Origin of the sequence: Novosphingobium sp. AAP83, from assembly GCF_001295795.1 — a bacterium.
Lineage (GTDB): Bacteria > Pseudomonadota > Alphaproteobacteria > Sphingomonadales > Sphingomonadaceae > Novosphingobium.
Genome location: NZ_LJHY01000021.1, coordinates 1 through 23395, shown reverse-complemented (window position 1 = coordinate 23395; position 23395 = coordinate 1). Strand labels below are relative to the sequence as shown.

Annotated in this window: 21 protein-coding genes and 1 tRNA gene; 5 read left to right on the top strand and 17 right to left on the bottom strand. The window is 60.2% G+C overall.

What is annotated here, in order from left to right:
- Positions 1 to 10: 10 nt before the first annotated feature.
- The 7 genes from IP81_RS11520 to IP81_RS11490 form a co-directional block, all read right to left on the bottom strand.
- On the bottom strand, positions 11 to 1789 hold the full coding sequence (locus IP81_RS11520; protein WP_197274606.1) for a ShlB/FhaC/HecB family hemolysin secretion/activation protein: 1779 nt from the start codon (positions 1787 to 1789) through the stop codon (positions 11 to 13).
- A gap of 336 nt (positions 1790 to 2125) precedes the next feature.
- Entirely contained in the window at positions 2126 to 3025 is a 900-nt protein-coding gene (gene rpoH / locus IP81_RS11515) for an RNA polymerase sigma factor RpoH (protein WP_054108179.1), read from the bottom strand.
- A 126-nt stretch (positions 3026 to 3151) separates the two neighbouring features.
- Positions 3152 to 4129, bottom strand: coding sequence for an RluA family pseudouridine synthase (locus IP81_RS11510; protein WP_054108149.1), 978 nt, complete (start codon positions 4127 to 4129; stop codon positions 3152 to 3154).
- Positions 4130 to 4199: 70 nt separating this feature from the next.
- On the bottom strand, positions 4200 to 4580 hold the full coding sequence (locus IP81_RS11505) for a VOC family protein (RefSeq protein ID WP_054108148.1): 381 nt from the start codon (positions 4578 to 4580) through the stop codon (positions 4200 to 4202).
- An 84-nt stretch (positions 4581 to 4664) separates the two neighbouring features.
- Positions 4665 to 5921 (bottom strand): dipeptidase, encoded by a 1257-nt coding sequence (locus tag IP81_RS11500; RefSeq protein WP_054108178.1) that lies wholly within the window; start codon positions 5919 to 5921, stop codon positions 4665 to 4667.
- Between the two features lie 176 nt (positions 5922 to 6097).
- Positions 6098 to 7435, bottom strand: a complete 1338-nt coding sequence (locus IP81_RS11495) for an MFS transporter (protein ID WP_197274605.1) — start codon at positions 7433 to 7435, stop codon at positions 6098 to 6100.
- A 45-nt stretch (positions 7436 to 7480) separates the two neighbouring features.
- Entirely contained in the window at positions 7481 to 7954 is a 474-nt protein-coding gene (locus IP81_RS11490; protein WP_054108147.1) for a MarR family winged helix-turn-helix transcriptional regulator, read from the bottom strand.
- Between the two features lie 65 nt (positions 7955 to 8019).
- Here IP81_RS11490 and IP81_RS11485 point away from each other — a divergent pair, with 65 nt between their 5' ends.
- Both IP81_RS11485 and IP81_RS11480 read left to right on the top strand, forming a co-directional pair.
- Positions 8020 to 9504 carry a carotenoid oxygenase family protein gene (locus IP81_RS11485; protein WP_054108146.1) on the top strand — a complete coding sequence of 495 codons (1485 nt, stop codon included), beginning with the start codon at positions 8020 to 8022 and terminating at the stop codon, positions 9502 to 9504.
- On the top strand, positions 9501 to 9962 hold the full coding sequence (locus IP81_RS11480; protein ID WP_054108145.1) for a DUF3237 domain-containing protein: 462 nt from the start codon (positions 9501 to 9503) through the stop codon (positions 9960 to 9962). Before IP81_RS11485 ends, IP81_RS11480 begins: the two co-directional genes overlap by 4 nt.
- A 4-nt stretch (positions 9963 to 9966) precedes the next feature.
- On the opposite strand, the gene IP81_RS11475 is transcribed toward IP81_RS11480, so the two are convergent.
- From IP81_RS11475 to IP81_RS11450, 6 genes are all read right to left on the bottom strand, one after another.
- A complete protein-coding gene (locus IP81_RS11475) occupies positions 9967 to 11547 on the bottom strand; it encodes an MFS transporter (protein ID WP_054108144.1) in 1581 nt (526 codons plus the stop codon).
- A 22-nt stretch (positions 11548 to 11569) separates the two neighbouring features.
- On the bottom strand, positions 11570 to 12625 hold the full coding sequence (locus IP81_RS11470; RefSeq protein WP_054108143.1) for an amidohydrolase family protein: 1056 nt from the start codon (positions 12623 to 12625) through the stop codon (positions 11570 to 11572).
- A gap of 37 nt (positions 12626 to 12662) precedes the next feature.
- Entirely contained in the window at positions 12663 to 13367 is a 705-nt protein-coding gene (locus IP81_RS11465) for a DUF2490 domain-containing protein (RefSeq protein ID WP_197274604.1), read from the bottom strand.
- Between the two features lie 105 nt (positions 13368 to 13472).
- Complete coding sequence (locus IP81_RS11460; protein WP_054108141.1) at positions 13473 to 14903, bottom strand: NAD-dependent succinate-semialdehyde dehydrogenase; 1431 nt, start codon at positions 14901 to 14903, stop codon at positions 13473 to 13475.
- Between the two features lie 76 nt (positions 14904 to 14979).
- Entirely contained in the window at positions 14980 to 15720 is a 741-nt protein-coding gene (locus IP81_RS11455; protein ID WP_054108140.1) for a nuclear transport factor 2 family protein, read from the bottom strand.
- A gap of 78 nt (positions 15721 to 15798) precedes the next feature.
- Positions 15799 to 17244, bottom strand: a complete 1446-nt coding sequence (locus IP81_RS11450) for an MFS transporter (RefSeq protein ID WP_054108139.1) — start codon at positions 17242 to 17244, stop codon at positions 15799 to 15801.
- A gap of 163 nt (positions 17245 to 17407) precedes the next feature.
- Here IP81_RS11450 and IP81_RS11445 point away from each other — a divergent pair, with 163 nt between their 5' ends.
- Both IP81_RS11445 and IP81_RS11440 read left to right on the top strand, forming a co-directional pair.
- Positions 17408 to 18340: an SDR family NAD(P)-dependent oxidoreductase gene (locus IP81_RS11445; protein ID WP_054108138.1), complete on the top strand. Its 933-nt coding sequence runs from the start codon at positions 17408 to 17410 to the stop codon at positions 18338 to 18340.
- Positions 18337 to 19257: an SDR family NAD(P)-dependent oxidoreductase gene (locus IP81_RS11440; protein WP_054108137.1), complete on the top strand. Its 921-nt coding sequence runs from the start codon at positions 18337 to 18339 to the stop codon at positions 19255 to 19257. The genes IP81_RS11445 and IP81_RS11440 overlap by 4 nt, the downstream gene beginning before the upstream one ends.
- Positions 19258 to 19311: 54 nt before the next feature.
- On the opposite strand, the gene IP81_RS11435 is transcribed toward IP81_RS11440, so the two are convergent.
- Both IP81_RS11435 and IP81_RS11430 read right to left on the bottom strand, forming a co-directional pair.
- Positions 19312 to 20484 (bottom strand): amino acid aminotransferase, encoded by a 1173-nt coding sequence (locus IP81_RS11435; protein WP_054108176.1) that lies wholly within the window; start codon positions 20482 to 20484, stop codon positions 19312 to 19314.
- Between the two features lie 113 nt (positions 20485 to 20597).
- Positions 20598 to 21407, bottom strand: coding sequence for a DUF1134 domain-containing protein (locus IP81_RS11430; protein ID WP_054108175.1), 810 nt, complete (start codon positions 21405 to 21407; stop codon positions 20598 to 20600).
- A 230-nt stretch (positions 21408 to 21637) separates the two neighbouring features.
- Between IP81_RS11430 and IP81_RS11425 the strand changes: the two genes are divergently transcribed.
- Positions 21638 to 21730: transfer RNA gene (locus IP81_RS11425), tRNA-Ser, on the top strand.
- Between the two features lie 373 nt (positions 21731 to 22103).
- Here the strand turns inward: IP81_RS11425 and IP81_RS11420 are convergent.
- Both IP81_RS11420 and IP81_RS11415 read right to left on the bottom strand, forming a co-directional pair.
- Positions 22104 to 22448: a hypothetical protein gene (locus IP81_RS11420; protein ID WP_054108136.1), complete on the bottom strand. Its 345-nt coding sequence runs from the start codon at positions 22446 to 22448 to the stop codon at positions 22104 to 22106.
- The gene (locus IP81_RS11415) at positions 22445 to 23362 is read right to left on the bottom strand and encodes a CHC2 zinc finger domain-containing protein (protein WP_054108135.1); all 918 of its coding nucleotides are present in this window, start codon (positions 23360 to 23362) and stop codon (positions 22445 to 22447) included. Before IP81_RS11415 ends, IP81_RS11420 begins: the two co-directional genes overlap by 4 nt.
- Positions 23363 to 23395: the final 33 nt, after the last annotated feature.

Below are 23395 nucleotides of genomic sequence, written 5' to 3'. Positions count from 1 at the left end.
CCCGCTAATTTCAAAGGCCGAACGGCACAAACTGGATGGTCAACGACGCAAGCAAACGGTCTTTGGGCCGCCTTGAGAGCGCGCCGCCTGAAAGCAGGGGACGGTCAAGCGCGTGGGTATATGTCAGGTCGAGTCGAACGGCCTGCGACAGGGTCAGCCGTGTTCCACCACCCAGCGAAGCGATGTAGCGGTTACGCTCGGCCGCGTTCGGACCGATGTTCATGAGATTCACGCCTTCGTAGAAAGCAAAGAGCTGACCTTTGAATTTTTCATCAATCTTGAAATTGGCGCGTGGCTCGAACACGAAGCCGATTGCCCGGTCGCCTGTATTCGCGCCCGGATCATACCCTCTGCCAATGGTAAAGTTACCAATTGCATAAGTATCGAAATTGAGCAGGGCAGTATTGGCCCATTGCGCATTCAACTTGCCCGAAAGTTCGAAAACAGGGCCGATCTTGGTAAAACCTTCGACCGAACCGCGCACGACCGTGGCCAGCGAGGTGCCATCCGAACGCGATGTGGAAAATGAACCAAGGCGCGGAACGCCCACGCGCACCGGCACAATATCGTTCGCCCTTGAGGCATTGAAAACATCTATCCCGCGACGCACTTCCAAAGAGCCGGTAAGACCGGCAATTTGCTCGCCTGCGGCATCAAGCATGGCCGTTGAACCATCAAGGCGCATGTACAATGTGGAGATACGGTCACGCGAAAGCGGCCTGGATTCACCCGAAACCTGGAAGACCCTTGCGGTTTGCTGCGAATATTCAAACCCGCCGCTGATCTTCAAACGGTCAGTCACCGTGCGGACCAGCGGATGCGAGATGCCAAGGCCTGCGACAATCGAGACAGTCCGCTGATCGAGCCGCAGAATATCCGGACGAGCTTCGGCCCATGTGCCGCGCAGTTCAACGGTGGTACCCTGGCTGTTCAGCGTCATCGCGTGGCGCAGCGATGCGATGCGCTGTTCCTTGAAATCAAACGTGCTTTGCCCGGTCAGGCTGGTGACATCGCCTGCGCCCAGCAAGCCATAGAATTCGGCATGAAGCAGGCCGGTTTCGCGGCCAAGAAATGTCGCGTTGTAATTCTGGACGTTTGCCAGCAGCGAGAACCGGCGGGCCGAGACCGAAAGTTCACCGATCAGATCGCCGGGGCGGCCACTGGCTGGGCTGAGCGCCAGTTCGACCGAGAGGCCGGGAATATCGTTGGCGAGCAGCAAGATCCGCTCAGCCTCGGCCTCGTTCAGGGGATCGAGCGCTTTAAGCTTTTCGATGCGGCTTTGCAGCAATTCTTCGTAAGGGCCGACATCGCCGCGCACGCGCATTTCGACAATTCGCCCGGAAACCACTTCGAGCTTCAGCACGCCCGAATCGATTCGTTGCTGAGGCACCTGGACGCTGGCGACATAGCGCGACATGCGCAAACGGGACTGAACTTCGTCACGGATACCGCAGACTTGGCGAATCGGCTGGCTGCCCGCAGCAGGCGTGATCCCGCCCAGCAATTGCAGAATTTCACCGGGCAATGCCACGCCGCCCGGCGCGGTGATTTCAACCGATGTGATCGCGACACTGATATCGCTGGAGGCCAGTGGGCAAGGACCGGCCTCGACACCGCTGGAGCTGACACGCGCCGTGGCTTCAGCCGCTTTCGGGCTGGCAACAGGCGTTTCCAACTGGCCTCTGGTCTGCACAGAGGCAGAAAGAGGTGCCCCAACATCCTGTGCTGACGCAGTAGAGACACCCATTGCGGCGACGCCGACAAGAGTCGCAAAAAATGGCTTTTTCAATTCCGTGCCCCCTGGAATACATCCCCGGGAAAGCAGACAACCGCCTTCCCCTTGAAACCCGCCGATGCAACGGGATTCAATTTCGTCTTCAGCTCGAAATCTGACTTACATCCGAAACGGAGTCAACATCCGTTAACTATTTCAGACAAGGCAGCAAGAGTTTGGCCAAGCCAACGCTCTTAGGCACGCCCCTTAACATCCGGAATTACTGAAGAATGTGATGCAAAACACCAAGATGCGGCAACACTTCGTTAGCAAAGGGTGGTTAACGCAAAACGGCCCGACTTGCGCCGGGCCGTTTATTTTGATCCAATTCGGATACTTAAGTACCGATAGTCACGCCGGAAGAAGATGCTTTTCCGTGGCAATCCGTTGGATCGCTTTTTGTAATTTTTCAAACGCGCGTACTTCGATCTGGCGGACACGTTCGCGGCTGACGTTATAGACCTGTGAAAGCTCTTCCAGCGTCTTGGGCTCGTCCACCAGACGGCGGTCAGTCAGGATATGACGTTCGCGCTCGTTAAGGCTGTCCATCGCCTCGACCAGCATTTCGTGCCGGTAATGGGCCTCTTCGGCTTCGGCGACCGTCTCGTCCTGAAGCGGACGGTCATCGGTCAGCCAGTCCTGCCAGCTACCTTCGCCATCTTCGCGCATCGAGACATTGAGCGAGGCATCGCCGCCCATCATCATCCGGCGGTTCATGTTGATCACTTCCTGTTCGGGCACGCCCAAATCGGTTGCGATCTTGCGAACATCGTCAGGATGAAGATCGGTGTCTTCAAAAGCCTCAAGATTTTTCTTCATGCGGCGCAAGTTGAAGAACAGCTTTTTCTGGGCCGCCGTGGTGCCCATTTTCACAAGGCTCCAACTGCGCAGGATAAACTCCTGCATCGAGGCCTTGATCCACCACATCGCATATGTCGCCAAGCGGAACCCGCGATCGGGCTCAAACTTCTTGACGCCCTGCATCAGGCCGATGTTGCCTTCCGAAATCAGTTCGCTGACCGGCAAGCCATAGCCGCGATAGCCCATCGCGATTTTCGCCACGAGCCGCAGATGGCTGGTGACCAATTGGGCTGCGGCTTCGGAATCGCCATGTTCCTGAAAGCGCTTGGCGAGCATGTATTCCTGCTCGGGCTTCAACACGGGGAACTTCCGGATTTCCGAAAGGTAGCGGTTGAGGCTGGCTTCGCCGCCCAATGAAGGGACGGTCAGCGCGTTTCTTTCCTTGCTCACGTGATCGTTTCCTTTCTTCGCGTCGGTTCCCAAAAGCTGGCCCCCTGATGGGCGACCGGCGGCGGGACCACACATTGTGGAGTGTTCTTGAAAACGACTCCAAAACAGATGTTCACTCTATTGCTCTTACACCATCGCCAGTACTCTTGTATCCTGCCCTTCAGCGCAGAGTTCGACGATAAGTTCCCGTATATCGACGGGCGTCGTGCTGGTGAAGTGCAAGTTTTCGCCACTGACAGGGTGCACGAAGCCCAATTCCGCGGCGTGAAGCGCCTGGCGGTGAAAGTTGAGCCTCGAAAGGATCGGCCTAAGCCGTGGTGGTGCGCGTCCATAGACAGGATCGCCCAATAAGGAATGACCTATTGACGCAAGATGAACGCGGACCTGATGCGTCCTACCGGTTTCGAGCCGGCATTCGACCAGCGCGGCATGATCCAGCGCCGCGAGCGTCTTGTAATGTGTGACGGCGTGCTTGCCCCGTCCTTCCTCGACCAGCGCCATTTTCTTGCGATCATGGGTTGAACGCCCAATCGCGCCGCGCACCGTGCCCGCAGGCGGCATCGGCGCACCGGCGGTGAGGCACTTGTAGGCGCGCAGGATGGAGTGATCCGCAAACTGTTTGGCGAGCCCTTCATGCGCCACGTCGGTTTTGGCGACGACGAGCAAGCCCGAGGTGTCCTTGTCGATCCGGTGGACGATGCCGGGACGGGCAACCCCGCCAATGCCCGAAAGCTGGCCCCGGCAGTGATGCAGCAGCGCGTTGACCAGCGTGCCATCAAGATTGCCCGCCGCCGGATGGACCACCAGCCCAGCAGGTTTATCGATCACGATCAGCGCATCGTCTTCGTAAATCACCGACAGCGGGATGTCCTGCGCCACGGCATGGGCAGGCGTTGCTTCGGGAATGGTGATCGTAAAGGCCACGCCTTCGGGCGGTTTGGCCGAGGCATTGGCCGCGCGCACGCCGCCAATGGCAATGCGCCCTTCGCCCAGCAGCGCCTTCACCCGTTCGCGCGAAAGGCCGCTGGCTTCGGCAAGCGCCTTGTCCAGCCGCAAACCGCCCGGCGGTATCGTGCCCGATATGATGCTGTCAGATGCCCCCATCGGTTAGGATATGGGGAGGACGCAGGCGGGGCGCAAGTCATGCCCCCGCCATTGCCGTACAAGCCAGGAATCAGGCGCCGGGGTTAGGGGCGAAAGCGCAGATCTTGTTGCCATCGGGATCGCGCAGATAGGCCCCGTATTGATGACCGGGAGAATTCAAACGGACGCCCGGTGCGCCTTCGCATGTGCCGCCATTGGCCACGCCAGCCGCGTGCCAGGCATCAACAACCGACGAATCGTCTGACTTGAAGCCCAGCGTGTAACCGTTGGAAACCGTGTGCGGTTCACCGTTGGCAGGGATGCCGACAATCAGCGTTCCGGCTGCCGAAGGAAAAGCGGTGCCGTTGGGCAAGGGAATTGCAGTGGTATGGCCAAGTGCTGCCATCACGGCGGTATAGAAGCTGCGCGATTGATCGACGTTATTGGTGCCAAGAAATGTGTGGGTGAACATCTATACTCTCCGTCCGGGCCGGTTTCGGCCAACTGCCACCTGATGCCCCAGCATTGCGACGCGCTCAAGTCCTGTCCTGACTTGTCAAAACGATGTTTCATTTTCGAGCGCCGGATCATCCTTGTGCGCCGTAGCATAAGCCTCGGCGGCCTTCATCACGCGCAGGATGTTGCGGCTGGAAAGCTTTTCCAGATCGGCTTGGGGCCACCCGCGCCGCGCCAGTTCGACGAACAGGGCGGGGTATGTCGATACATCTTCCAGCCCGACGACCGTTGCCTCAACCCCGTCGAGATCACCGCCAAGGCCCACGTGATCTACGCCGATCAGCTTTGCGATGTGATCGAGATGATCGGCCACGTCCTTGACACTGCCGCGCGGCATCGGATTGGCCTTGTCCCATGCGGCCAGCGCGGCATCGGTTGTGGCAGGATCACCGCGATGGAGCGCCTTGAACCGCGCCTGTTCCGCATCGCGCGATGCCGCCCAGACACGTGCTGCTTCCACCACATAGACCGGATAGAAGTTGACCATCACGACCCCGCCGTTCGCGCCGATCAGCCTGAGCGTGGCATCGGAGATGTTGCGCGCGTGGCCATTGATCGCGCGGGCGTTGGAATGGCTGACGATCACTGGCGGGCCGTTGGTCGCCAGAGCATCGGCCATTGTCGCCTCGCTCACGTGCGCAAGATCAACCAGCACGCCCAGCCGCTGCATTTCGCGCACCACTTTGACGCCGAACGGGGTCAGGCCGTCATGGACAGGCGCATCGGTGCCGCTATCGGCCCAAGCTGTGTTCTTGAAGTGGGTGAGCGTCATGTAGCGAGCGCCCAGCGCATGCATCTGGCGCAGCACGGCGAGCGAACCGCCGATCGAGTGCCCGCCTTCCATCCCGATCAGTGATGCAACACGCCCCGCCTTTTGCGCGGCGATCACGCAGGCACTGTCAACGCAAAGTTGCAGGTCTTGGGGATAGGCCGCGATCAGGCGGCGCGTGACGTCGATCTGCTCAAGCGTGGCCTGCACCGCCTGCGGTTCGGGCAGGTTCGCCGAGACATAGACCGACCAGAATTGCGCACCGACTTTGCCCGTTTTCATGCGGGAAAGGTCTGTCATCATCGCCGCTTGGCCGGTTTTGGCATCGGCGGTATTGCGCGTGTCGCGAAAGTCGAAACCTTCGAGGATGTTCTTGCGGCGTTCGCGCAATTGTTCGGGCACATCGTTGTGCCCATCGAACACCGGCGCGGCTTTCAATGCAGCATCAGCAATGGCCTCGGGACTGCGGGGCGGCGCGGCAGCCACAAGCAAAGCAGCACAAGCGAGAAGAGCGAACGGCTTGGTCATCGAAGGTCCCCGGATCATGTCCGGGATACCTTCGGATGAAATTGCTCTGCACTCAACTGCTGAACCAACAAAGGTGTCGTTAGAGTTCCTTGCGCAGCATCAGCAGCAAGAGCGCCGCGACGAGCGAGCCCATGCCATGATTTCGAATGGTGCAACGGCTAGTTGATGAAGTGATCTTACTCGGCAAGCTTTTCCGACATCACGTCGTCGCCATCGCGCTCGGGCAGCATCAGAAACAGCGCGAGGCTGACAACCGAGCCCATCGCCATGATGATGGACACCGTCAACAGTTGGTCGTCTCCCAACCAGCCAAACAGGGTGCCCGCCAGCAACGGACTGCCCGCAGCGCCCAGCCGCCCAACGCCCAGCGCGAAACCTGTGCCGGTGGCCCGCGCATAAGCCGGGAAGCCACGCGCAAAGGCCGCATAATAGCCGCTGATCGCCGCATTGGTGAAGAAACCGGCGATCATCGTCGCCATTTGCCACGCCTTCAGCGTATCACGCCCGGTGCCGAAATAGGCCACCATCATTGCGCCGATCAGCAACATCAGCGCGGTCGGCCACCTGACCCCCAGCCGCGCCATCACAAAGCCGAAAAGCGCGCTGCCCATGAACCCGCCGACGTTGGCATAGGTCAGCACCGTGGCCGCCTGCGATGGAGGATAGCCCGGCGGATAATCGGACACGATCTGCACACCGAACTTCAGGATATAATAGAAAGTGATGCAGTGGAATGTGTAGCCGAACGATAACAACAGGGTGACCGGGCGCAGTTTGGGGTTGGACAGGATATCGGTCACGCGCGGCTTGGCGGTGCCCGCCACGATCACCGGCAGATCGCTGATGGCAGGCTTGCCGAAAGCGGCGAGCGTGCGGTTCACGCCCGCCAGATCGCGCTTCGTCGCCAGATAGGCCGCTGTTTCGGGCACCAGCACCAGAATGACCGGGACCAACACTGCGGTCACCACCGCGCCGAACAGAAACACCGCGTGCCAGCTATAGGTAGGTAGCAGCCATTCCGATGCCGCAATTCCGCCGACAATCGCGCCCAGCGGATAGCCCGCCACATAAACAGCGATGGCGACAGAGCGCCAACGGCTGTTGGTGCTTTCGGCGACCACCGCGTTCGTCGTAGTGAGCATCCCGCCGATGCCGATGCCGGTGAGGAACCGGTAGGCAACCATCGGCTGAACCGACGCCGCAATGCTTGCCAGATACATGCCAATCGCCATCAGGACGAGGCAGGCAATCATCGTGAATTTGCGGCCATAGCGGTCTGCCGCCCCGCCCAGCAGCACGGAACCGAAGCCCATGCCGAGCAGTTCGGCCGAAAGCACCACGCCCAGCGCCGGGCGGGCAATGCCCCAATCGGCGGTGATCCCCGGCGCGGCAAAGGCGCTCGACAGCACGTCAAACCCATCAAGCGCGTTCAACAGCACCATCAGGACCACCACGATCCATTGGTGAGCACCCATCGGCGTCTGCTCGATCACCTCGCGCGGGGTTTGTGACATGCGATCTTTATCCTCATCCGAAAGCTTATTGCTATGACTTATAACTTATTCATGGATTCTGGAAAGCAGTTCGATCAATTGCCGCACTTCCTTATCCGAGAAGCGGCTTTTGACCCATGCCTCATGCTCGCCAATCGCGCGTTTGGCTTTGGCGAGCATTTCGATGCCTTCTGGCTGGAGGTGCAACGCTTGTTTGCGCCCGTCCTTATCCGAACGATCCCGCCGCAAGAAGTCTTTGGCTTGCAAGCGATTAATGATCGCCATCGTGGTGGCACGGTCCATCCGCAGGCGCTGCGCCAGATCGGTTTGCGCGATGCCAGGATGATCATCGACCAGCCACAATACCGATACCTGCTTCTGCGTCAGATCAAGATCGGTGAAGGTTTCGGTGAAATGACGCAAGCATGCGCCGTGCGCCAGACGGATGTGGAAGCCCAGAATCTCGTTGATCGCACCGATGGCCTCTACATCAGTATGACCGAGCGGCGCGATCGCGTCGGTGAATTTGTCTCTGATCAATGACCTGTCCCTGAATAGGCTTGTGTAATTGTTAGCAATACATACAATATCGCAAGGAGGATGACATGGCCCAATTTCCAGACACCCCAAGCTTCACGGGTTTCAACACGCCCTCGCGGATCGAGGCGGACATCGCCGATCTGGCCCACGAAGGCACGATTCCCCAAGGGTTAAACGGCGCTTTCTATCGCGTCCAGCCCGACCCGCAGTTTCCTCCCCGAATGGGTGACGATATCGCCTTCAACGGCGATGGCATGATCACCCGTTTTCACATCCACGATGGCCAGGTGGATTTCCGCCAGCGCTGGGCCAAGACCGACAAATGGAAGCTGGAAAACGAGGCCGGAAAGGCCCTGTTCGGCAATTATCGCAACCCCTTGACCGACGATGACAGCGTGAAGGGCGAGGTACGATCAACCGCCAATACCAACGCTTTCATCTTTGCCGGCAAGCTATGGGCGATGAAGGAAGACGGCCCCGCACTGACCATGGACCCGGCGACGATGGAGACGTTCGGCTTTGAAAAGTTCGGCGGCAAGATGACCGGCCAGACCTTTACCGCGCACCCCAAGATCGATCCCAGGACCGGCAACATGGTCGCCATCGGTTATGCCGCCAGCGGGCTGTGCACTGATGATGTGACCTATATGGAAATCGGCCCCGACGGCGAGCTGATCCGCGAAGTGTGGTTCAAGGCACCCTACTATTGCATGATGCACGATTTCGGCATGACCGAGGATTACCTCGTGCTCCACATTGTGCCTTCGATCGGCAGTTGGGAACGGCTGGAAAAGGGCATGCCCCACTTCGGCTTTGATACGACGATGCCGGTGCATCTGGGCATTATTCCGCGCCGCGACGGCGTTACTGATGCCGATATCCGCTGGTTCACGCGGGACAATTGCTTCGCCTCCCATGTTCTCAACGCATGGCAGGAAGGCACAAAAGTCCATTTCGTGACCTGCGAGGCCAAGAACAACATGTTCCCGTTCTTCCCAGACGTGCATGGCGCACCGTTCAACGGGCGCGAGGCGATGAGCTATCCCACCGATTGGGTGGTGGACATGGCCAGCAATGGCGATGACTTTGCCGAGATCGTCAAGCTATCGGACACGGCAGCGGAATTCCCGCGCATCGATGACCGCTTTGCCGGACAGAAGAACCGCTATGGCTGGTTCCTTGAAATGGACATGAAGCGCCCCGTGGAATTGCGCGGCGGCAGTGCGGGCGGGTTGTTGATGAACTGCCTCTTCCTCAAAGACTTCGAGAGCGGCCGCGAACAGCACTGGTGGTGCGGGCCGGTGTCTTCGCTGCAAGAGCCATGCTTTGTGCCGCGCTCGGCCGATGCCCCCGAGGGAGATGGTTGGATCGTGCAAGTGTGCAACCGGCTGGAAGAGCAGCGCAGCGATCTGTTGATCTTCGATGCGCTGGATATCGAAAAGGGACCGGTGGCGACGGTGAACATCCCGATCCGCCTGCGCTTTGGCCTGCACGGCAATTGGGCGAATGCTGATCAGATCGGGTTGGCCCAAGCGGACCTTGCCGCATGATCCAACCCGGCCTCGAATTCGTTTACGAAGCCCTTGGCGAGCTTGAGCCGCCGATGCCGATTGGCGAGACATACGATGGCACACGGCGTATCATCCCGATCGTCGGCGGCGGGCGCGTGGAAGGGCCCCTGATCAAGGGCAAGCTGATCGGCAACGCTGCGGACTGGCAATTGACGCGGCCCGATGGGGTAACGGTGGCCGATGCAATCTATGCGCTGGAAACCGATGATGGTGTGGTGATCCAGATCCGCAATCGCGGGCTGCGCCACGGCCCGCCCGAGGTGATGCAGCGGCTTGCGAAGGGGCAGGAGGTTGATCCGGCGGAGTATTACTTCCGGACCGTGCCAGAGTTTATTGCGCCTGTCGGCAAGTATGACTGGATGAACCGGTCAATCTTCGTGTGTTCGGGCGCGCGCTATCCGCTGGGGATCAAACTGTGGGTTTGGCGGGTGACTTAGGGGCCTAACCCGCCCGCTCCAGCAGGGCCGCCTCATCGCGCTCTGCCCGCCTTGCGATCAGCACCATCAGCACAACAATCGGGATCGCCACGGCATTGATCGAGAGCATGGCGGTGCGCAGACTGCCTGTTGCATCGGATAACAGGCCTACCACATAAGGGCCGATGCCCATTCCGAGGATGGTCATCACCAGCAGGTAGAGGCTGGCGGTTAGCCCCCGCATCCGGGGCAAGACTTGATCATACAAGATCGCGTAGAGTGGCGGCAGCCAGCCGGTCAGGATGAAGCTGTAGAGCAGGAAGCGGGTGTAAAAGCTGCCCGGATCGCCCGCATAGTAAACCCAGAACGACAGGATGGGGGATAGGCCCATCGCAAACAGTGCCACCCATGCGCGGCCACCGCCGGGAAAGCGCTGGTTCAGCCAGTCGGACAATGGCCCCCACACCAGCGGGCCGATTATGCCCATCGCGGCAGAGAGCAGCCCGAATTGCAGCGCGGTTTCCTGCATGCTCAGGCCATAGGTACGGATCAGAAAGCTGGGGTTGAACGCCATCATCCCGTAGTTGAGCGTCGATTGCAGCGTGCCCACCGCGATGCACATCATCAGTGTGGGGGAGCGCGTAATCACACGGAACGCCTGCGCATCGCCCAGCTTCATCCCCTGCATCAGGTTGATGATCACGAACGCACCAAAGCCGATCACGGTCCATTGAAGCGCGTGGGGATTGAGCGAAACGCCGCCCAGCATCATCTCCGGCTTGGGGCTGATCACGCTGCTGATGACCGTGAGGAAGGCCGCCGCGCCAGTGATCAAGGCCAGCGCCGCCAGATTGCCACGCACCATCGCAGCACTCGCGCCCCTGGCCTTCATGCCCAGCCAGTGGAAGCCGGGGGTGACCGAGCCGAGCAAGGCGAAAGCCGCACGGAAGGGATGCAGATCGGGCGCGGTGGCGATGCCATCCATCTGCCCGCGTTCAGGTTCGGCCAGATTCCACAGAAATGCGGCGAGAATGAAGCCGGGGGCCGCTGCAACGAGAAACGCGAACTGCCAGCCTTTGAGACCGCCTGCCGCGTGGTGTGCATCCCACCAATGCGCCGCGACCCCGCCCAGAACCAACGAACCGCCAAGCCCCACCGCGATGGCAGATGCCGTGACCGACATGACAAAGCCGCGCCGGTGCTTTGGCCAAAAATCGAAAATCAGCGATGTGCCCGCAGGCTGCGTCGCCGCCTCGCCAATACCAACGCCAAGGCGCGAGAGGGCCAGCATCGAAAAGCTGCTGGCAAGTCCGGCAAGGCCCGTGGCAGCAGACCAGAACAGCAGGCTGATCGCCAGCAGTCGCGTGCGCACCCAGCCATCGGCCAAACGCCCCACCGGCAGCGAGAACAGCGCATAGAACAGCGCGAACACCGTGCCATAGAGCAGCCCCATCTCGGCATCGCCAATCTTGAGGTCCGCCTTGATCGCTGGCGCAAGAATGGCGAGAATCTGCCGGTCGAGCAGGCTCATCGCATTGGTCAGCGCCACGAGAACAAGCGCGTACCATGCTCCGGGGGCGAGACTACGGCGCGGTTCGGTGGTCATTGGCTCTCCCTCCGGGCGCGGATCAAAGCTTGAACCAGCGCTCGGCATTTGTCTGGAAGAACTTCTTCTTTGTTTCCGCGCTCATGTCCATCGCATCCATATCATGCACCTCTTGCGGCACATATTGATAGGGGTAATCCATCGCGTACATCACGCGGTCTTCGCCCATGACCTGCTGGCAGAACTTGATCGCAGGCTCCCACGCCACACCCGAATTGGTGACCAGCACGTTTGACTTAAGATATTGCGCAATCGTCTTTTTCAGTGGTTTCATCCGTTCATAGCGCTGCGAGCGGACGCCGGCCTGGTGCATGTAATCAAGCCGGTAGAGCCAGTATGGCAAAGCCTCGCCCATGTGGCCGACCATGATTTGCAGGGTGGGATATTTATCGAAGATGCCGATGGTGATCAGGCGCAGCAAATGCATGCCAGTTTCCACACCAAAGCCGAAGATCGCGCCGTCCAGCCCTGAATCGAGCATCGGCCCGATCATCGAATCCGGCGATGTGGCGGGATGGATGTAGAGCGGCTGATCGACCTCAACCAAGGCGCGAAAGATCGGATCAAAGAACTCTTCATCGAGATAGCGGCCCTGCGTATGGCTGTTGATCTGGATGCCTTTGAAGCCCAGTTCCTTGGCCCCGCGATGGATTTCGCGTGCCGACCATTCCGGATCTTGCGGCGCGACCGCGCCCATGCCGATGAAGCGGTCAGGATGCTTTTCGCAGGCCTGCGCGAGATAATCGTTGGCGCGGGTGGCGATGCCTTTGGCTTCCTCGGTATCGAGCAGCGGCTGCACGCCCGGGGATGTGAGCGCAAGGATCGCCTTGTCGATGCCGGTGGCGTCCATATCGGCAATGCGGCGATCACCAAGATCGAGCAGACGATCCATGATCAGCGTCGCGCGTTCGGACGGCGATTGCGCATAGAAGCCCCACAGCGAGACCATGCCCTTGTCTGCCGATCCATCGCGGATCATGCGCAGATAAGCGTCGATCAATTCACGCGTGGCAAAAGCTTCTTCGGTTGCGATGCGCAAGTATCCGTGCGCGCCACCGGTCTTGAGGTCTTGGTTCATGCAGGCTTCCTTCCCGGGAAGAGCAGCCTGCCCCGGACTATCGCCGGATGTTGAACGACAGGCTGCCAATGTGATTCATGCGATCGGGCACGCCAAAGCGGTTGACGTATTGGCCGGCATAGCCAACCTCCAACGCAACCCCGCGCGCCACCGGAATGCCGACGCCCGCAAAGCCGCGCATCTGGTCGAAACCGGCGCGCTGGCCCCACGTTGTCGTATCGAGATTGACGAAGGGCTCGCCCGATACAATCGCGCTGTAGCCCTTGCCCAGCGGCACATCGAGCCGCACCAGATTGCGCATGCGCCAGCCCATATCGGACCGGCCCACGATAAAGCGCTGCTCCAGCCGCGTGCGGCTGGCGACTGTCACCTTGCCGGGGCTGCCGGTCAACCGCAACGAGAGTTGCTGATAAGCACGGTGTTCGGTATTGGCTGCGCGGCCTTTGGGTTCTGTGCGCACCCAAGCATAGCCTGCGTAAACGCTCACCGTGTCGTTCACCTGATAGCCTACCGCCGGACGCAAAATGATCTGGCTCAACCGTTTCACCCCATCGGTTTGGCGGGCTTGCGCTTCGGTGAAAACCAGCCAGTTGTTGCCGACCGCGAAGGTGGAGAACTGCGCAAGCCAGATCTGCTCGTCCGTTTCGGTTGCCTGTGCAGGGGTCTGCGATACCAGAACCAGCAGCGCAGCCGTGCCAAGGCCTTTGGCCAGCGTGCGCGAAACAGACGACGATAGGAACATGCAAAACTCCGATCGCGCCGAATCGGTTGGCGCAATTGGCCTGAAAGCCGCATGCGCCATAGCTATTGCCTTCGCCTTTCACCATGCGCCCTTGCAACAAAAGCACTATCCTTCGTGCACGGCTTTGGTGACCATGCAGGCCATAATCCCTTCCGGCCCGTCCTCTGCCCCATGCCCCGACCATTTGACCCCGCCAAACGGCGAGTCCGCGCCGCCGATCATGGTGGTGTTCATACCCATCATCCCCGTCTCGATCTCGCGCGAGAGGCGCTTCTGGCGCTTGGCGTCTTGCGTCCAGGCATAAGCGGCAAGGCCATAGGGCAGGCGATTGGCCTCGGCGATCATCGCCTCTTCGCCGCTGAACGGATTGATCAGCGCAACCGGGCCGAACGGTTCTTCGTTCATGATCGCAGCGTCGAGCGGAATTTCAGACAGCACCGTGGGCGCATAGAAATACCCGGCATTGCCGATGCGCTGTCCGCCGGTGTGCAGCTTTGCTCCACGCGCCTTGGCCTCGCCAATCAGACGGTCCATCGCTTCGGGGCGGCGGGGATTGGCCATTGGCCCCATCACCACGCCATCTTCAAGGCCATTGCCCACCTTGATCCGGCCCACGCGTTCCACAAAGCCATCGCGGAAGCGGTCAAATACGCTTTCTTCAACGATGAAGCGCGTAGGGCTGACGCAAACCTGGCCTGCATTGCGATACTTGGACGCCGCCATCATATCGAGCGCGGCATCCACATCGGCATCGGCGAACACCAGTACCGGACCGTGTCCGCCCAATTCCATCGTGGTGCGCAGCATATTGTCGGCCGCCAGCTTCACCAGATGCTTGCCCACCACGGTTGAACCTGTGAACGACAACTTGCGGATTATAGGCGAGCCGAGCAGGTGGCGGCTGACTTCATCGGGCACGCCAAACACCGCCTGCGCCACTTGTTTGGGCAGGCCAGCATCGAGCAGACACTGCAACACGCCCAAGGCCGATGCAGGCGTTTCCTCAGCCGCCTTCAGGATGACCGAACACCCCGCCGCAATCGGCGCACCCAGCTTGCGCCCGGGATTGCCGAGCGGGAAATTCCAAGGTGCGAAGGCCGCTACCGGGCCGACCGGCTCATGTGTCACGGTACTGCGCTGCCCTGCCGGACGTACCAGCGTGCGGCCATAATTGCGGAACACTTCGCCGGCATAGAAATTGAACAGGCCAACATTCATCAGCACTTCAATGCGCGCTTCAGGAAGCGTCTTGCCCTCCTCCATCGTGGCGATACGGGCAAGGTCTTCCTGACGTTCCAGCATCAGACGCGCCGCACCTTGCAGCACGGCGGCGCGTTGCTGCGGCGTGGAATCGCGCCAGATGCGAAAGCCCTGCGCAGCCACTTCCAGCGCACGCTCCAGATCGGCGGCATCGGCCAGCGGCAATTCGCCAATCGTCTCGCCCGTTGCGGGGTTTACCACCGCGTGCGTGCGACGACCGCCGCCTGCGACAGGTTGGCCATCGATAATCATGTGCAGCGAAGGATAAGCAGTCATCGTTTTCCCATCAGGTTTGCGAGCGGGAGCGGGGAGAAAACACGCCCCCGCTCGCAACTGTTTAGCGCGTGCCTGTTTAGCGTCGAGCGTTCTCGCGGTCGATATCGCCCTGCCAGCGCTGTGGAATCATTTCTTCACCCGTAACAGGATGCTTCATGTGGAATGCGTTGACCTTGTGCATCGGCCACAGCCAGTGACCTTCGAGCAGTTCGTCAGGGCCGGTGGGATCGGTGGGGTACGTTACCTTGGGGAATGGCACATATTCCTGCGGCGTATTGGCCCAACCGCCCTCAAAGTCGGCGTGCCAGATGGGCATATAGTTGAGGATGTGCATGCGCCAGACGCCGTTCACCTTCTTGTAGGTGTTTTCGTAAATGCCGCCTTCCCACCACTGGCGGGCTTTCAGGTGCGGTGCATCGCCTTCGTAATCCTTGTGCCGCCCCGCCTGCATCATAGAGCGCGCACGACCAAAGGCGGTGACGCCATCAGGCTGGATATTGATGATATCCTGCATCTGCGGATGATCGAGCAGGAAGCCATCGATCGGGCCATTGTTGCCATACGTGAAGCGTGACTGGAAGCGTTCGACATAGAGGCGGCGCACGCCCTCTTTACCCTTCCAGACGCCACCAAAGAACCGCACTTCGCCATCATCGGTCCATAGATCGACCGTCTCGTTATACATGCACTTGTCGATAAGGTAGCCGTAGAGGTGCTGCAACTTGCGGATGTCGAGTTCATCCTCGCGTACGGTCAGGCGCTTTTCGAGATCGGCAAGGCGGCTTTCCAGCGCGACAATCTGGTTGGTATCGGACATGTCCTGCTCCCATTCATTTTAGTTTGTCTTACTAACAAATTGCGCGACAGCGGCGTGCCTGTCAACGGGCTTTGAAAATTACCGCCCCTCAGCCTCAAGCCGCGCCACTTCTTCGCGATAGGGGCGCATGCCGAGGAACATCGCCAAAGTGGCAATCGGCAAAAGCACGCTGGCAGTGATGACGAGCGCTTTCCACAAGTCCGCCTCCACCCCGACTACGCGCTGGGCCACCGAGCCGACGACAAAGCTTCCCATCGCGCCAAAGAAGGTGAACATGAACAAGTAGATCGCCGTCACCTGCCCGCGCATTTCATTGGGTGCGATGCGCTGCACGGCGGCGTTCTGCGGCACGGCTCCGGCAAGCCCGAACATCCCGCCAAGCGCCATCACTGCAAGGCTGGCTTCTCCGGTTGGCATCATCGGTGCGGTGATGGCGCATACGGTGACCAGCGCGAACAGGATCGTGGCGGCGCGCACGTTCGCATCGGCATAGCGCTTGGCCAGCCATTCCACGAAGAACCCGCCGAAAAACACGCCTGCCAATTGCGAGACCAGCAGCATCGGCGCCATGACCATGCCGATCTGCGCCTCGTCCCAGCCATAAGTGCGGATCATGAACGGCACCCGCCAGAAGGCGAGGCCGAACGTCTCAATCGCGGACAAGGCAAGGCCGATGAACAGCGGATAGTAGACCCGCCCGCGCGCGTGGATCGCCTTTGCCGCGTTAAGACCGGTGAAGGCCAGAATGCGCTGAGCAAGGCTTAAGCGCACAGGATTTGCAGCCACCGTTTGGGCCGGGGGAAGCAGGCGCGGCGGCTCTTTCACTGTCAGCAAGAGCGCCGCTGCCATCAGGCCGAGCGCCGCCTGCCCCAACAGGATCAATTGCCAGTTGAACAGGCGAAATCCCAATACCGTCTGATCAGGCCAGCCAGCCAGCGCGACGATCAGCTTACCGCCCGCCAGAACGCCAACGGTTGTCCCGCCGATAAATCCCAGTTGCAACAGCGAAAATGCGCGCGTGATCTTCTTGGGCGGAAAGTAATCGGCGATCATCGAATAGGCCGCAGGCGCATGGGCAGAACCGCCTGCGCCCAGAAACATCCGGCTGCCGACGAATTGGGCAAAGCCTTGCGCCATGCCGCCAAAAGCCATGACCAGCCCGGTAGCCGCCATGCCACCCGACAGCACGAACTTGCGCGGATAGATATCGGCCAATCGTGCCAATGGGATACCCGCGAACACGAAGAAGATGACCGTGGCCGGACCGCCCAGAAAGCCGAGTTGCTCATCGGACAGTCCGAAATCAACCTTGATGCGCTGGGCCAACATGCCGAACACTGTGGCATCGAAGAAGTTGAGGAACGTTGCCAGAATAATGACGAACAGCGCCCAATAAGCAGCGCCGGTGGACGGCCATTGCCGCTCGGCAGCTGTGGTATTTGCTTGTCCGGGTCCATCAGCCTCAGCCTCAGCCCCAGCTTTCGCCGCAGCCTGAACCTCTGGCGCAATGACGACACCTGCCATACCCTCTCCTCTTGTCCCGCTCCGGCCCCTTTTTAGGTGGCCTTGTTGCAGTGCTGATATTGTTAGTCTTGCATACAATTCCCGACTGGTGAATAGAAAAGGCGAAAAATGATTCTCGAAGCCGCAAAAGTGGCTGACGGGCACCCGACAGAGGAGAGGATTGATGCAGAACTTGGCCGAAAAGACGGCGTTCGTGACCGGCGGTGCCAGCGGCATCGGCCTTGGCATTGCCAAGGCCTTGCTGGGCGCGGGCATGAACGTGACCATCGCCGACATCCGGCAGGATCACCTCGATTCCGCTGTGGCCGAACTGGACGGCGGTGACCGCGTGCTGGCGGTGCAGCTTGACGTTACGAACCGCGCCCAATTTGCAGAAGCTGCCGATGCCACAGAGGCCAAGTTCGGCAAGATCCATATCCTTGTGAACAACGCAGGCGTCGCGGTTGTCGGCCCAACCGAGCTGGCGACTTTCGCGGATTGGGACTGGGTGATGGGCGTCAATCTGGGTGGCTCGATCAATGGCATCGTCACCATGTTACCACGCATCCTCGCCCATGGCGAAGGCGGGCATATCGTGTGTACTGCATCGATGTCGGCATTGGTGCCGGTGGGCGGAACAACGATCTATTCATCAGGCAAGGCCGCCGTCACATCGATGATGGAATGCATGCGCCCAGAATTCGAAGCGCGCGGCGTGATTTGTTCCGCGTTCTGCCCCGGCGCGGTGCAATCTAATATCGCCGATGCCGCCCAGACGCGCCCCGCCGATCTGGCCGAGACCGGATATGCAGAGGCTGACAAGCGCCGCGCCGCAGGCGGCAACTTCATGCACTTGTACCAGACCAAGGAACAAGTCGGGGAGCGCGTGCTGGAAGGTATCCTCAACGACGAACTCTATATCCTGACCCATTCGGAATTTCTGACCGGGGTGAAGGAACGCGGCGAGGCCACCACCGCAGCGGTGCAAACGCATCTGCCCGAAAACCCTGAATACAAGGAAACTTTCGCGATGCTGTTCCGCAACCCTGCCATCACGCAGGAAATTGCGCGGCAGGAAAAACTGCAAGCCGCCCGCACCGCAGGAGACGCCGCATGAAGGATTTTGCAGGACGCACCGCATTTGTAACCGGCGGAGCCAATGGCGTCGGCATAGGTCTTGTCCGCCAGTTGCTCAACGAAGGGTGCAAGGTTGCCATTGCCGATATCCGGCAGGATTCCATCGACAAGGCATTGGCCGCATTGGACAATCGCGAAGTGATGGGCGTGCAGCTTGACGTCGCCAGCCGCGACGGTTTCAAGGCTGCGGCGGACGAGGTCGAGGCCAAACTCGGCCCGGTTTCGATCCTGTGCAACAATGCTGGGGTCAACTTGTTCCAGCCGATCGAGGAAAGCTCGTTCGACGATTGGGACTGGCTGATGGGCGTAAACCTGCACGGCGTAATCAACGGCGTGATGACGTTCGTGCCGCGTATGGTCGCTCGCGTGAAGGCCGGTGAACAAAAAGGCGGACACGTCGTCAACACCGCCTCAATGGCCGCATTCCTCGCCGCAGGTACGCCGGGAATTTACAACACCACCAAGTTTGCCGTCCGAGGCCTTTCGGAATCGCTGCACTACTCGCTGCTGCAATACGAGATCGGCGTTTCGGTGCTCTGCCCCGGCCTTGTCAAAAGCTATATCTATGCCAGCGACGATATCCGTCCCGATGCCCTGAAAGGCGCGATGAAGCCGGTAGATAGCGCTGCTGTCGAGCGGCTGGCGGGCGTGCACGAATTCGGCATGGAGCCTGACGTTATCGGCGCGCGGGTGATCGAAGCGATGAGGGCGAACCGCCTGCACATCTTCTCGCACCCCGACCATAAGCAGGAAATGCGCGAGATCTTTGACGAGATTATCGCCGAATATCAGGACTACCCCAAAGACCCCGGCTTTGATCAGCGTGTGGCGTTCGAGAAATTCCGCTACGATGCCTTTGCCGGAGCCCGTGCAAAATCACGCGCTGCGGATTTTTGAGGTTTACGGAAAACCCGCCCCCTCCCGCACGCGGGAGGGGGGAAGCGCTTTTACTTAGCCAGCCACATCGCCCAGCGCGGCGATGAACTGGTCGATGTTGCCATCGGTCAGGCCGGCGATGTTGATGCGGCCCGATCCGGCCATGTAAACGCCGTGCTTTTCACGAATCGCGAGGATCTGTTCGCCGTTTAGCGGCAGCATCGAGAACAGGCCGTTCTGAATGCCCAGCGGAGCCATGTTAACCGCGCCGACCTGTTGCGCCGCAGCCAGACGATCACGCACCCAGCGCATGCGATCACGCATATCGTCAAGCTCGGCCAGCCACATCGCGGTCAGCTCTGCATCCTCAAGGATCAGACGCACCGCGGCCGCGCCATGATCTGGCGGCATCGACCACGAAGCGCGCGCAATCGTGGCGCCATTGGCCATTGCATTGGCAAGCGCGGTAGCATCAGCGGTGACGGCATAGAACGCGCCAACACGGTCACGATAGAGGCCGAAGTTCTTGTCGCACGAATAGGCCACCAGCGCTTCGGGCACGACCGACAGCACTTTGCGCAAGCCATAGGCATCGTCTTCCATGCCAGCGCCAAGGCCTTGATAGGCAAGGTCGAGGATCGGCAGGACATTGCGTTCCACCACCAGCGCGGCGATCTCGTCCCACTGCGCTTCGGTATAATCAACGCCGGTCGGGTTATGGCAGCAGCCGTGCAGCAGCACCGCATCGCCCGGCTCTGCACTGGCCAGCGCGGCCTTGAGCGCATCAAGATCGGCAAAGCCATCGGCGGTCATGTGGCCAAAGGTCTTTAGCTCAACCCCTACAGCGGCGATGATCTGCGCATGGTTGGGCCACGAAGGCGTGCCCATCCACACGCGCTTCACACCCGAACGCTTGGCCACTTCAACCGCCAGCCGCACCGCGCCGGTGCCGCCGGGGGCCTGCATGCCTTCCACCTTCGACCGGTCAAAGTCCTTGCCGAACACATAAGGGATCAGCGCGTGGACAAAGCCCATATCGCCTTCAGGACCGAGATAGGCCTTCGAGCTTTGCGTTTCGAGGAGGCGGGCTTCTGCGGCCTTGATCGCCTTGAACACCGGTGTTGCACCATCGGACGTGCGATAGACGCCCACGCCGAGGTCAATCTTGGTCTCACGCGGATCGGCGTTGTGGAGCTTGATCAGCGCCAACAGCGCATCGGCGGGCTGAGGGGCAAGGTTTTCGAGCATGGTCCGGCTATCCTTTGCGGAAGAGGCTTCAAACGCGGCGGCTCCATGCAACCGGAACGCCCGATGGGCAACCCCTGCAATGCAATTAAAGGTGAGTCTATCCGTGCTTTTTTTCAGAACGGCAGCCAGCGCTGCTTGCGCGAGAACTTCATGTAACCGCCGTTGATGCCAAGCCGCAGGCCCGCACCCGAACGCACCGGAATCAGCACCTTATCGCCCTTGCGCAAATAGCTGACGTGGAAACCGCCGACCAGATAAGCCTGCCCTTCCCCCGCCGGGAAACGCGCGTAAAGTTCTTCGCTGTCATAAAGATTATAGACGAGCACGAACGTGCTGGCCGCATTGGCACCGGCATCGAAGCCGATCGATGGCCCGGTCCAGTAAACGGGGCGGTCACCTTCGATCTTGTGGCGCAACGTGCCCGATCCATAGCGCAAGCCCACCACAAGCGCGGCGCTCACCTCGCGTCCGACAATGTAGGCATTGGGCTCACCCTGCTTCTTCAGCAAATCCTTGATCAGATCGGCGAGGCCCGACGCACCTTTGCCGAAAACACCCTCGGCAGCGCCGATCAGATCATCCTCGCGGTAGCTGGCGGTAGCGGGCTGGGCAGAGCCCGCTGGCCCTGCTGCCGCAGAAGAAGGCGCCGCCGGAGTAACTGGCGTCGGCGCGGAAGCCGCCGGGAGTTCGCCCGCTGGCGAGGTTGGTGCGGATTCGAGCGTTGTTGGCAGAGGCTCGGCCGGAAGGGCGGGGGTCGTCCCCACTTCGCTGAACGATGGCTTGGCCAAAGGCACCAGATCACTGTCGATGGCCGTATCAGGGTCGATGGACTGCACTTGCGAAGATGCAGGTACCGCACTCAACGCTAAAGCGCAGGCCATTGCTGCGGCCATTACCTTGATCCCGTTTCGAATCGTGCTCATTTCCATCAACCCCGTCCCGATCGGCGGCAAAGGCGCAGAGCCGCCGATCCCACCTGAATCGAAGGGTGCTGTCTGTACAATGAACCGGCGATGAGCCGAATCAAAAACACGGTCAAACGGTACGAACAGGCTACTTCTGAAAAGATAAACGGCCTACACGCAAAATTCCCCAAGACCCCCTTGCCGCCCCCCACAACCCCCGCTATAGGCCGCGCTCGCTACTGCAATCCGGAGACGTGGGTGAGTGGCTGAAACCAACGGTTTGCTAAACCGTCGTACTGGTAAATCCGGTACCGAGGGTTCGAATCCCTCCGTCTCCGCCATGTTCCCCTTGATTTCATTGGAAAATTTAAGGGGTTTGGGAAATACCCCTAAAAATACCCTTAAAGAGGTCGCGGCTTAGGGCGGCTGGCCCTGAACGCTAGCGGTCACCTAATCCCGAAACCGGGCCACATCGCACATTCCGGTTTCCACATTCCTTGCAGCGAAAGCGTTGTTCGATTTGCGGTATTGAACGCGACCAGCCGCGCCGATGGCAGAGTGTTATCAGCGTCTCAGGATCATGGATGGTAGAATGCCCGCAATTTGCACATTGAACCTGCAAGCGGTAACCGTGCCGCCGGTAAGCTGCAATGTCGTCTAGCCGTTTGCTTCCCATGCTGCCCTTGTGAACGGAAAGGGAACGATTCGGAAAGGCTAAGGCCGGTGCGCTCCACAGGTTCCATTCCCGTAGCATCGCGCGCGCACGCGTAATGCGCAAAAAATCGGTGTTAGCGTTTGTTTGGCAGATCGGAACCGGTTTTCCACGTTGGCAAAGCCCTGAACTGCCAGAGCAGCGATAGACAGCGCCGATTGCGCAGGTATCGCAACCGGGGCTTGGGTCATGTGCTGCACCGCTTCCACCGCGCCTTGCAGCGGCCCGAGCGCGTCCACAGGGTAGGGCAGCCCGTCCGGCAATTCCCGCAACAGCGGTTGCGGCTGGTCCGGTGTTATCGTTTCGGCCTGTTCCAGCCGGTCTTTGATATTCGCAGGCGCGTTCATGGCTGCCCCCCCCGCAATTCGTCATTGAAGTCTTTGAACGGTTCAATTGGCCGGATGATGCGAACGGTAAGCCCGCGTTGTGCAAAGGCATGCGCCGCACGTTGCGCCGCATCACGTCCTGCGGGGTCATTATCTGCGCCAATAACCACGCTTTGCACGTTCGGCGGGAACTGCATTGCGGGCAGAAACGACGTGCCGCCCGATGCCCAAACCGGTCTGCCAAATAGCGCCATAAGCGAAAGCCCGTCCTCGGGGCCTTCGCACACCGTTAACGTTTTAGACGTGCCCAGATCGCCAAGACGGATTGCCCCGCCCTTCACATGGCCAAGCGAGCGTTTGGGTTTGGGCACATCGGCCTTGCCCATGCCATCGCTGGCCAGCCAAATGCGCTGAATACCCGTAACCTCCGCGCCCACATTGCGCACTGCCAGCACAAGGCAGGGCATTGGTCCGAAATCGTCGCAGGGAAGGGCCAGGAATCGCACATCGGGCGGATAGGTGGGAAGGATGCCCCTAAAGCGCAGATAAGCCTCTGCAAGCGTCCCAACCGCCGGTTGCGCACGTTGCCAGATCGCAAGCGCCGCCTTGCCGTAATCTTGCCGTTTTGACGTGTCGGGAATTTGCCAGTGTCTTGAAATTTCCAGCTTGGGCACGTCACCTGCGCCAAGCATTCGCGCCGCCTCGGGCAACGTCACACCATAGGCGCGCTGCACAAAGTCCAGCGCGTCACCCGATGCCCCGCACCCGAAACAATGGAACCTGTGTCCACTGTCCAAGATGGTGAAGCTTGGCGACCGGTCGGCATGGAACGGGCAGCACGCCATCCATTCCGGTCCGGCTGGTTTAAGCGCGATGATGTTGCCCGCCACTTCGGGCAGTGGGTTATCCCGGCGGATTGCGTCCAGATCAGCCATGCGAGCCCCCCCCCCCCCCCCCCCCCCCCCCCC

Bases quoted from the DNA above. Each gene is read 5' to 3' on its own strand.
- IP81_RS11510 (WP_054108149.1), bottom strand. From the start codon at position 4,129: ATGGGGGCATCTGACAGCATCATATCGGGCACGATACCGCCGGGCGGT.
- IP81_RS11505 (WP_054108148.1), bottom strand. From the start codon at position 4,580: ATGTTCACCCACACATTTCTTGGCACCAATAACGTCGATCAATCGCGC.
- IP81_RS11500 (WP_054108178.1), bottom strand. From the start codon at position 5,921: ATGACCAAGCCGTTCGCTCTTCTCGCTTGTGCTGCTTTGCTTGTGGCT.
- IP81_RS11495 (WP_197274605.1), bottom strand. From the start codon at position 7,435: ATGTCACAAACCCCGCGCGAGGTGATCGAGCAGACGCCGATGGGTGCT.
- IP81_RS11485 (WP_054108146.1), top strand. From the start codon at position 8,020: ATGGCCCAATTTCCAGACACCCCAAGCTTCACGGGTTTCAACACGCCC.
- IP81_RS11480 (WP_054108145.1), top strand. From the start codon at position 9,501: ATGATCCAACCCGGCCTCGAATTCGTTTACGAAGCCCTTGGCGAGCTT.
- IP81_RS11475 (WP_054108144.1), bottom strand. From the start codon at position 11,547: ATGACCACCGAACCGCGCCGTAGTCTCGCCCCCGGAGCATGGTACGCG.
- IP81_RS11470 (WP_054108143.1), bottom strand. From the start codon at position 12,625: ATGAACCAAGACCTCAAGACCGGTGGCGCGCACGGATACTTGCGCATC.
- IP81_RS11465 (WP_197274604.1), bottom strand. From the start codon at position 13,367: ATGTTCCTATCGTCGTCTGTTTCGCGCACGCTGGCCAAAGGCCTTGGC.
- IP81_RS11460 (WP_054108141.1), bottom strand. From the start codon at position 14,903: ATGACTGCTTATCCTTCGCTGCACATGATTATCGATGGCCAACCTGTC.
- IP81_RS11455 (WP_054108140.1), bottom strand. From the start codon at position 15,720: ATGTCCGATACCAACCAGATTGTCGCGCTGGAAAGCCGCCTTGCCGAT.
- IP81_RS11450 (WP_054108139.1), bottom strand. From the start codon at position 17,244: ATGGCAGGTGTCGTCATTGCGCCAGAGGTTCAGGCTGCGGCGAAAGCT.
- IP81_RS11445 (WP_054108138.1), top strand. From the start codon at position 17,408: ATGCAGAACTTGGCCGAAAAGACGGCGTTCGTGACCGGCGGTGCCAGC.
- IP81_RS11440 (WP_054108137.1), top strand. From the start codon at position 18,337: ATGAAGGATTTTGCAGGACGCACCGCATTTGTAACCGGCGGAGCCAAT.
- IP81_RS11435 (WP_054108176.1), bottom strand. From the start codon at position 20,484: ATGCTCGAAAACCTTGCCCCTCAGCCCGCCGATGCGCTGTTGGCGCTG.
- IP81_RS11430 (WP_054108175.1), bottom strand. From the start codon at position 21,407: ATGAGCACGATTCGAAACGGGATCAAGGTAATGGCCGCAGCAATGGCC.
- IP81_RS11420 (WP_054108136.1), bottom strand. From the start codon at position 22,448: ATGAACGCGCCTGCGAATATCAAAGACCGGCTGGAACAGGCCGAAACG.
- IP81_RS11415 (WP_054108135.1), bottom strand. From the start codon at position 23,362: ATGGCTGATCTGGACGCAATCCGCCGGGATAACCCACTGCCCGAAGTG.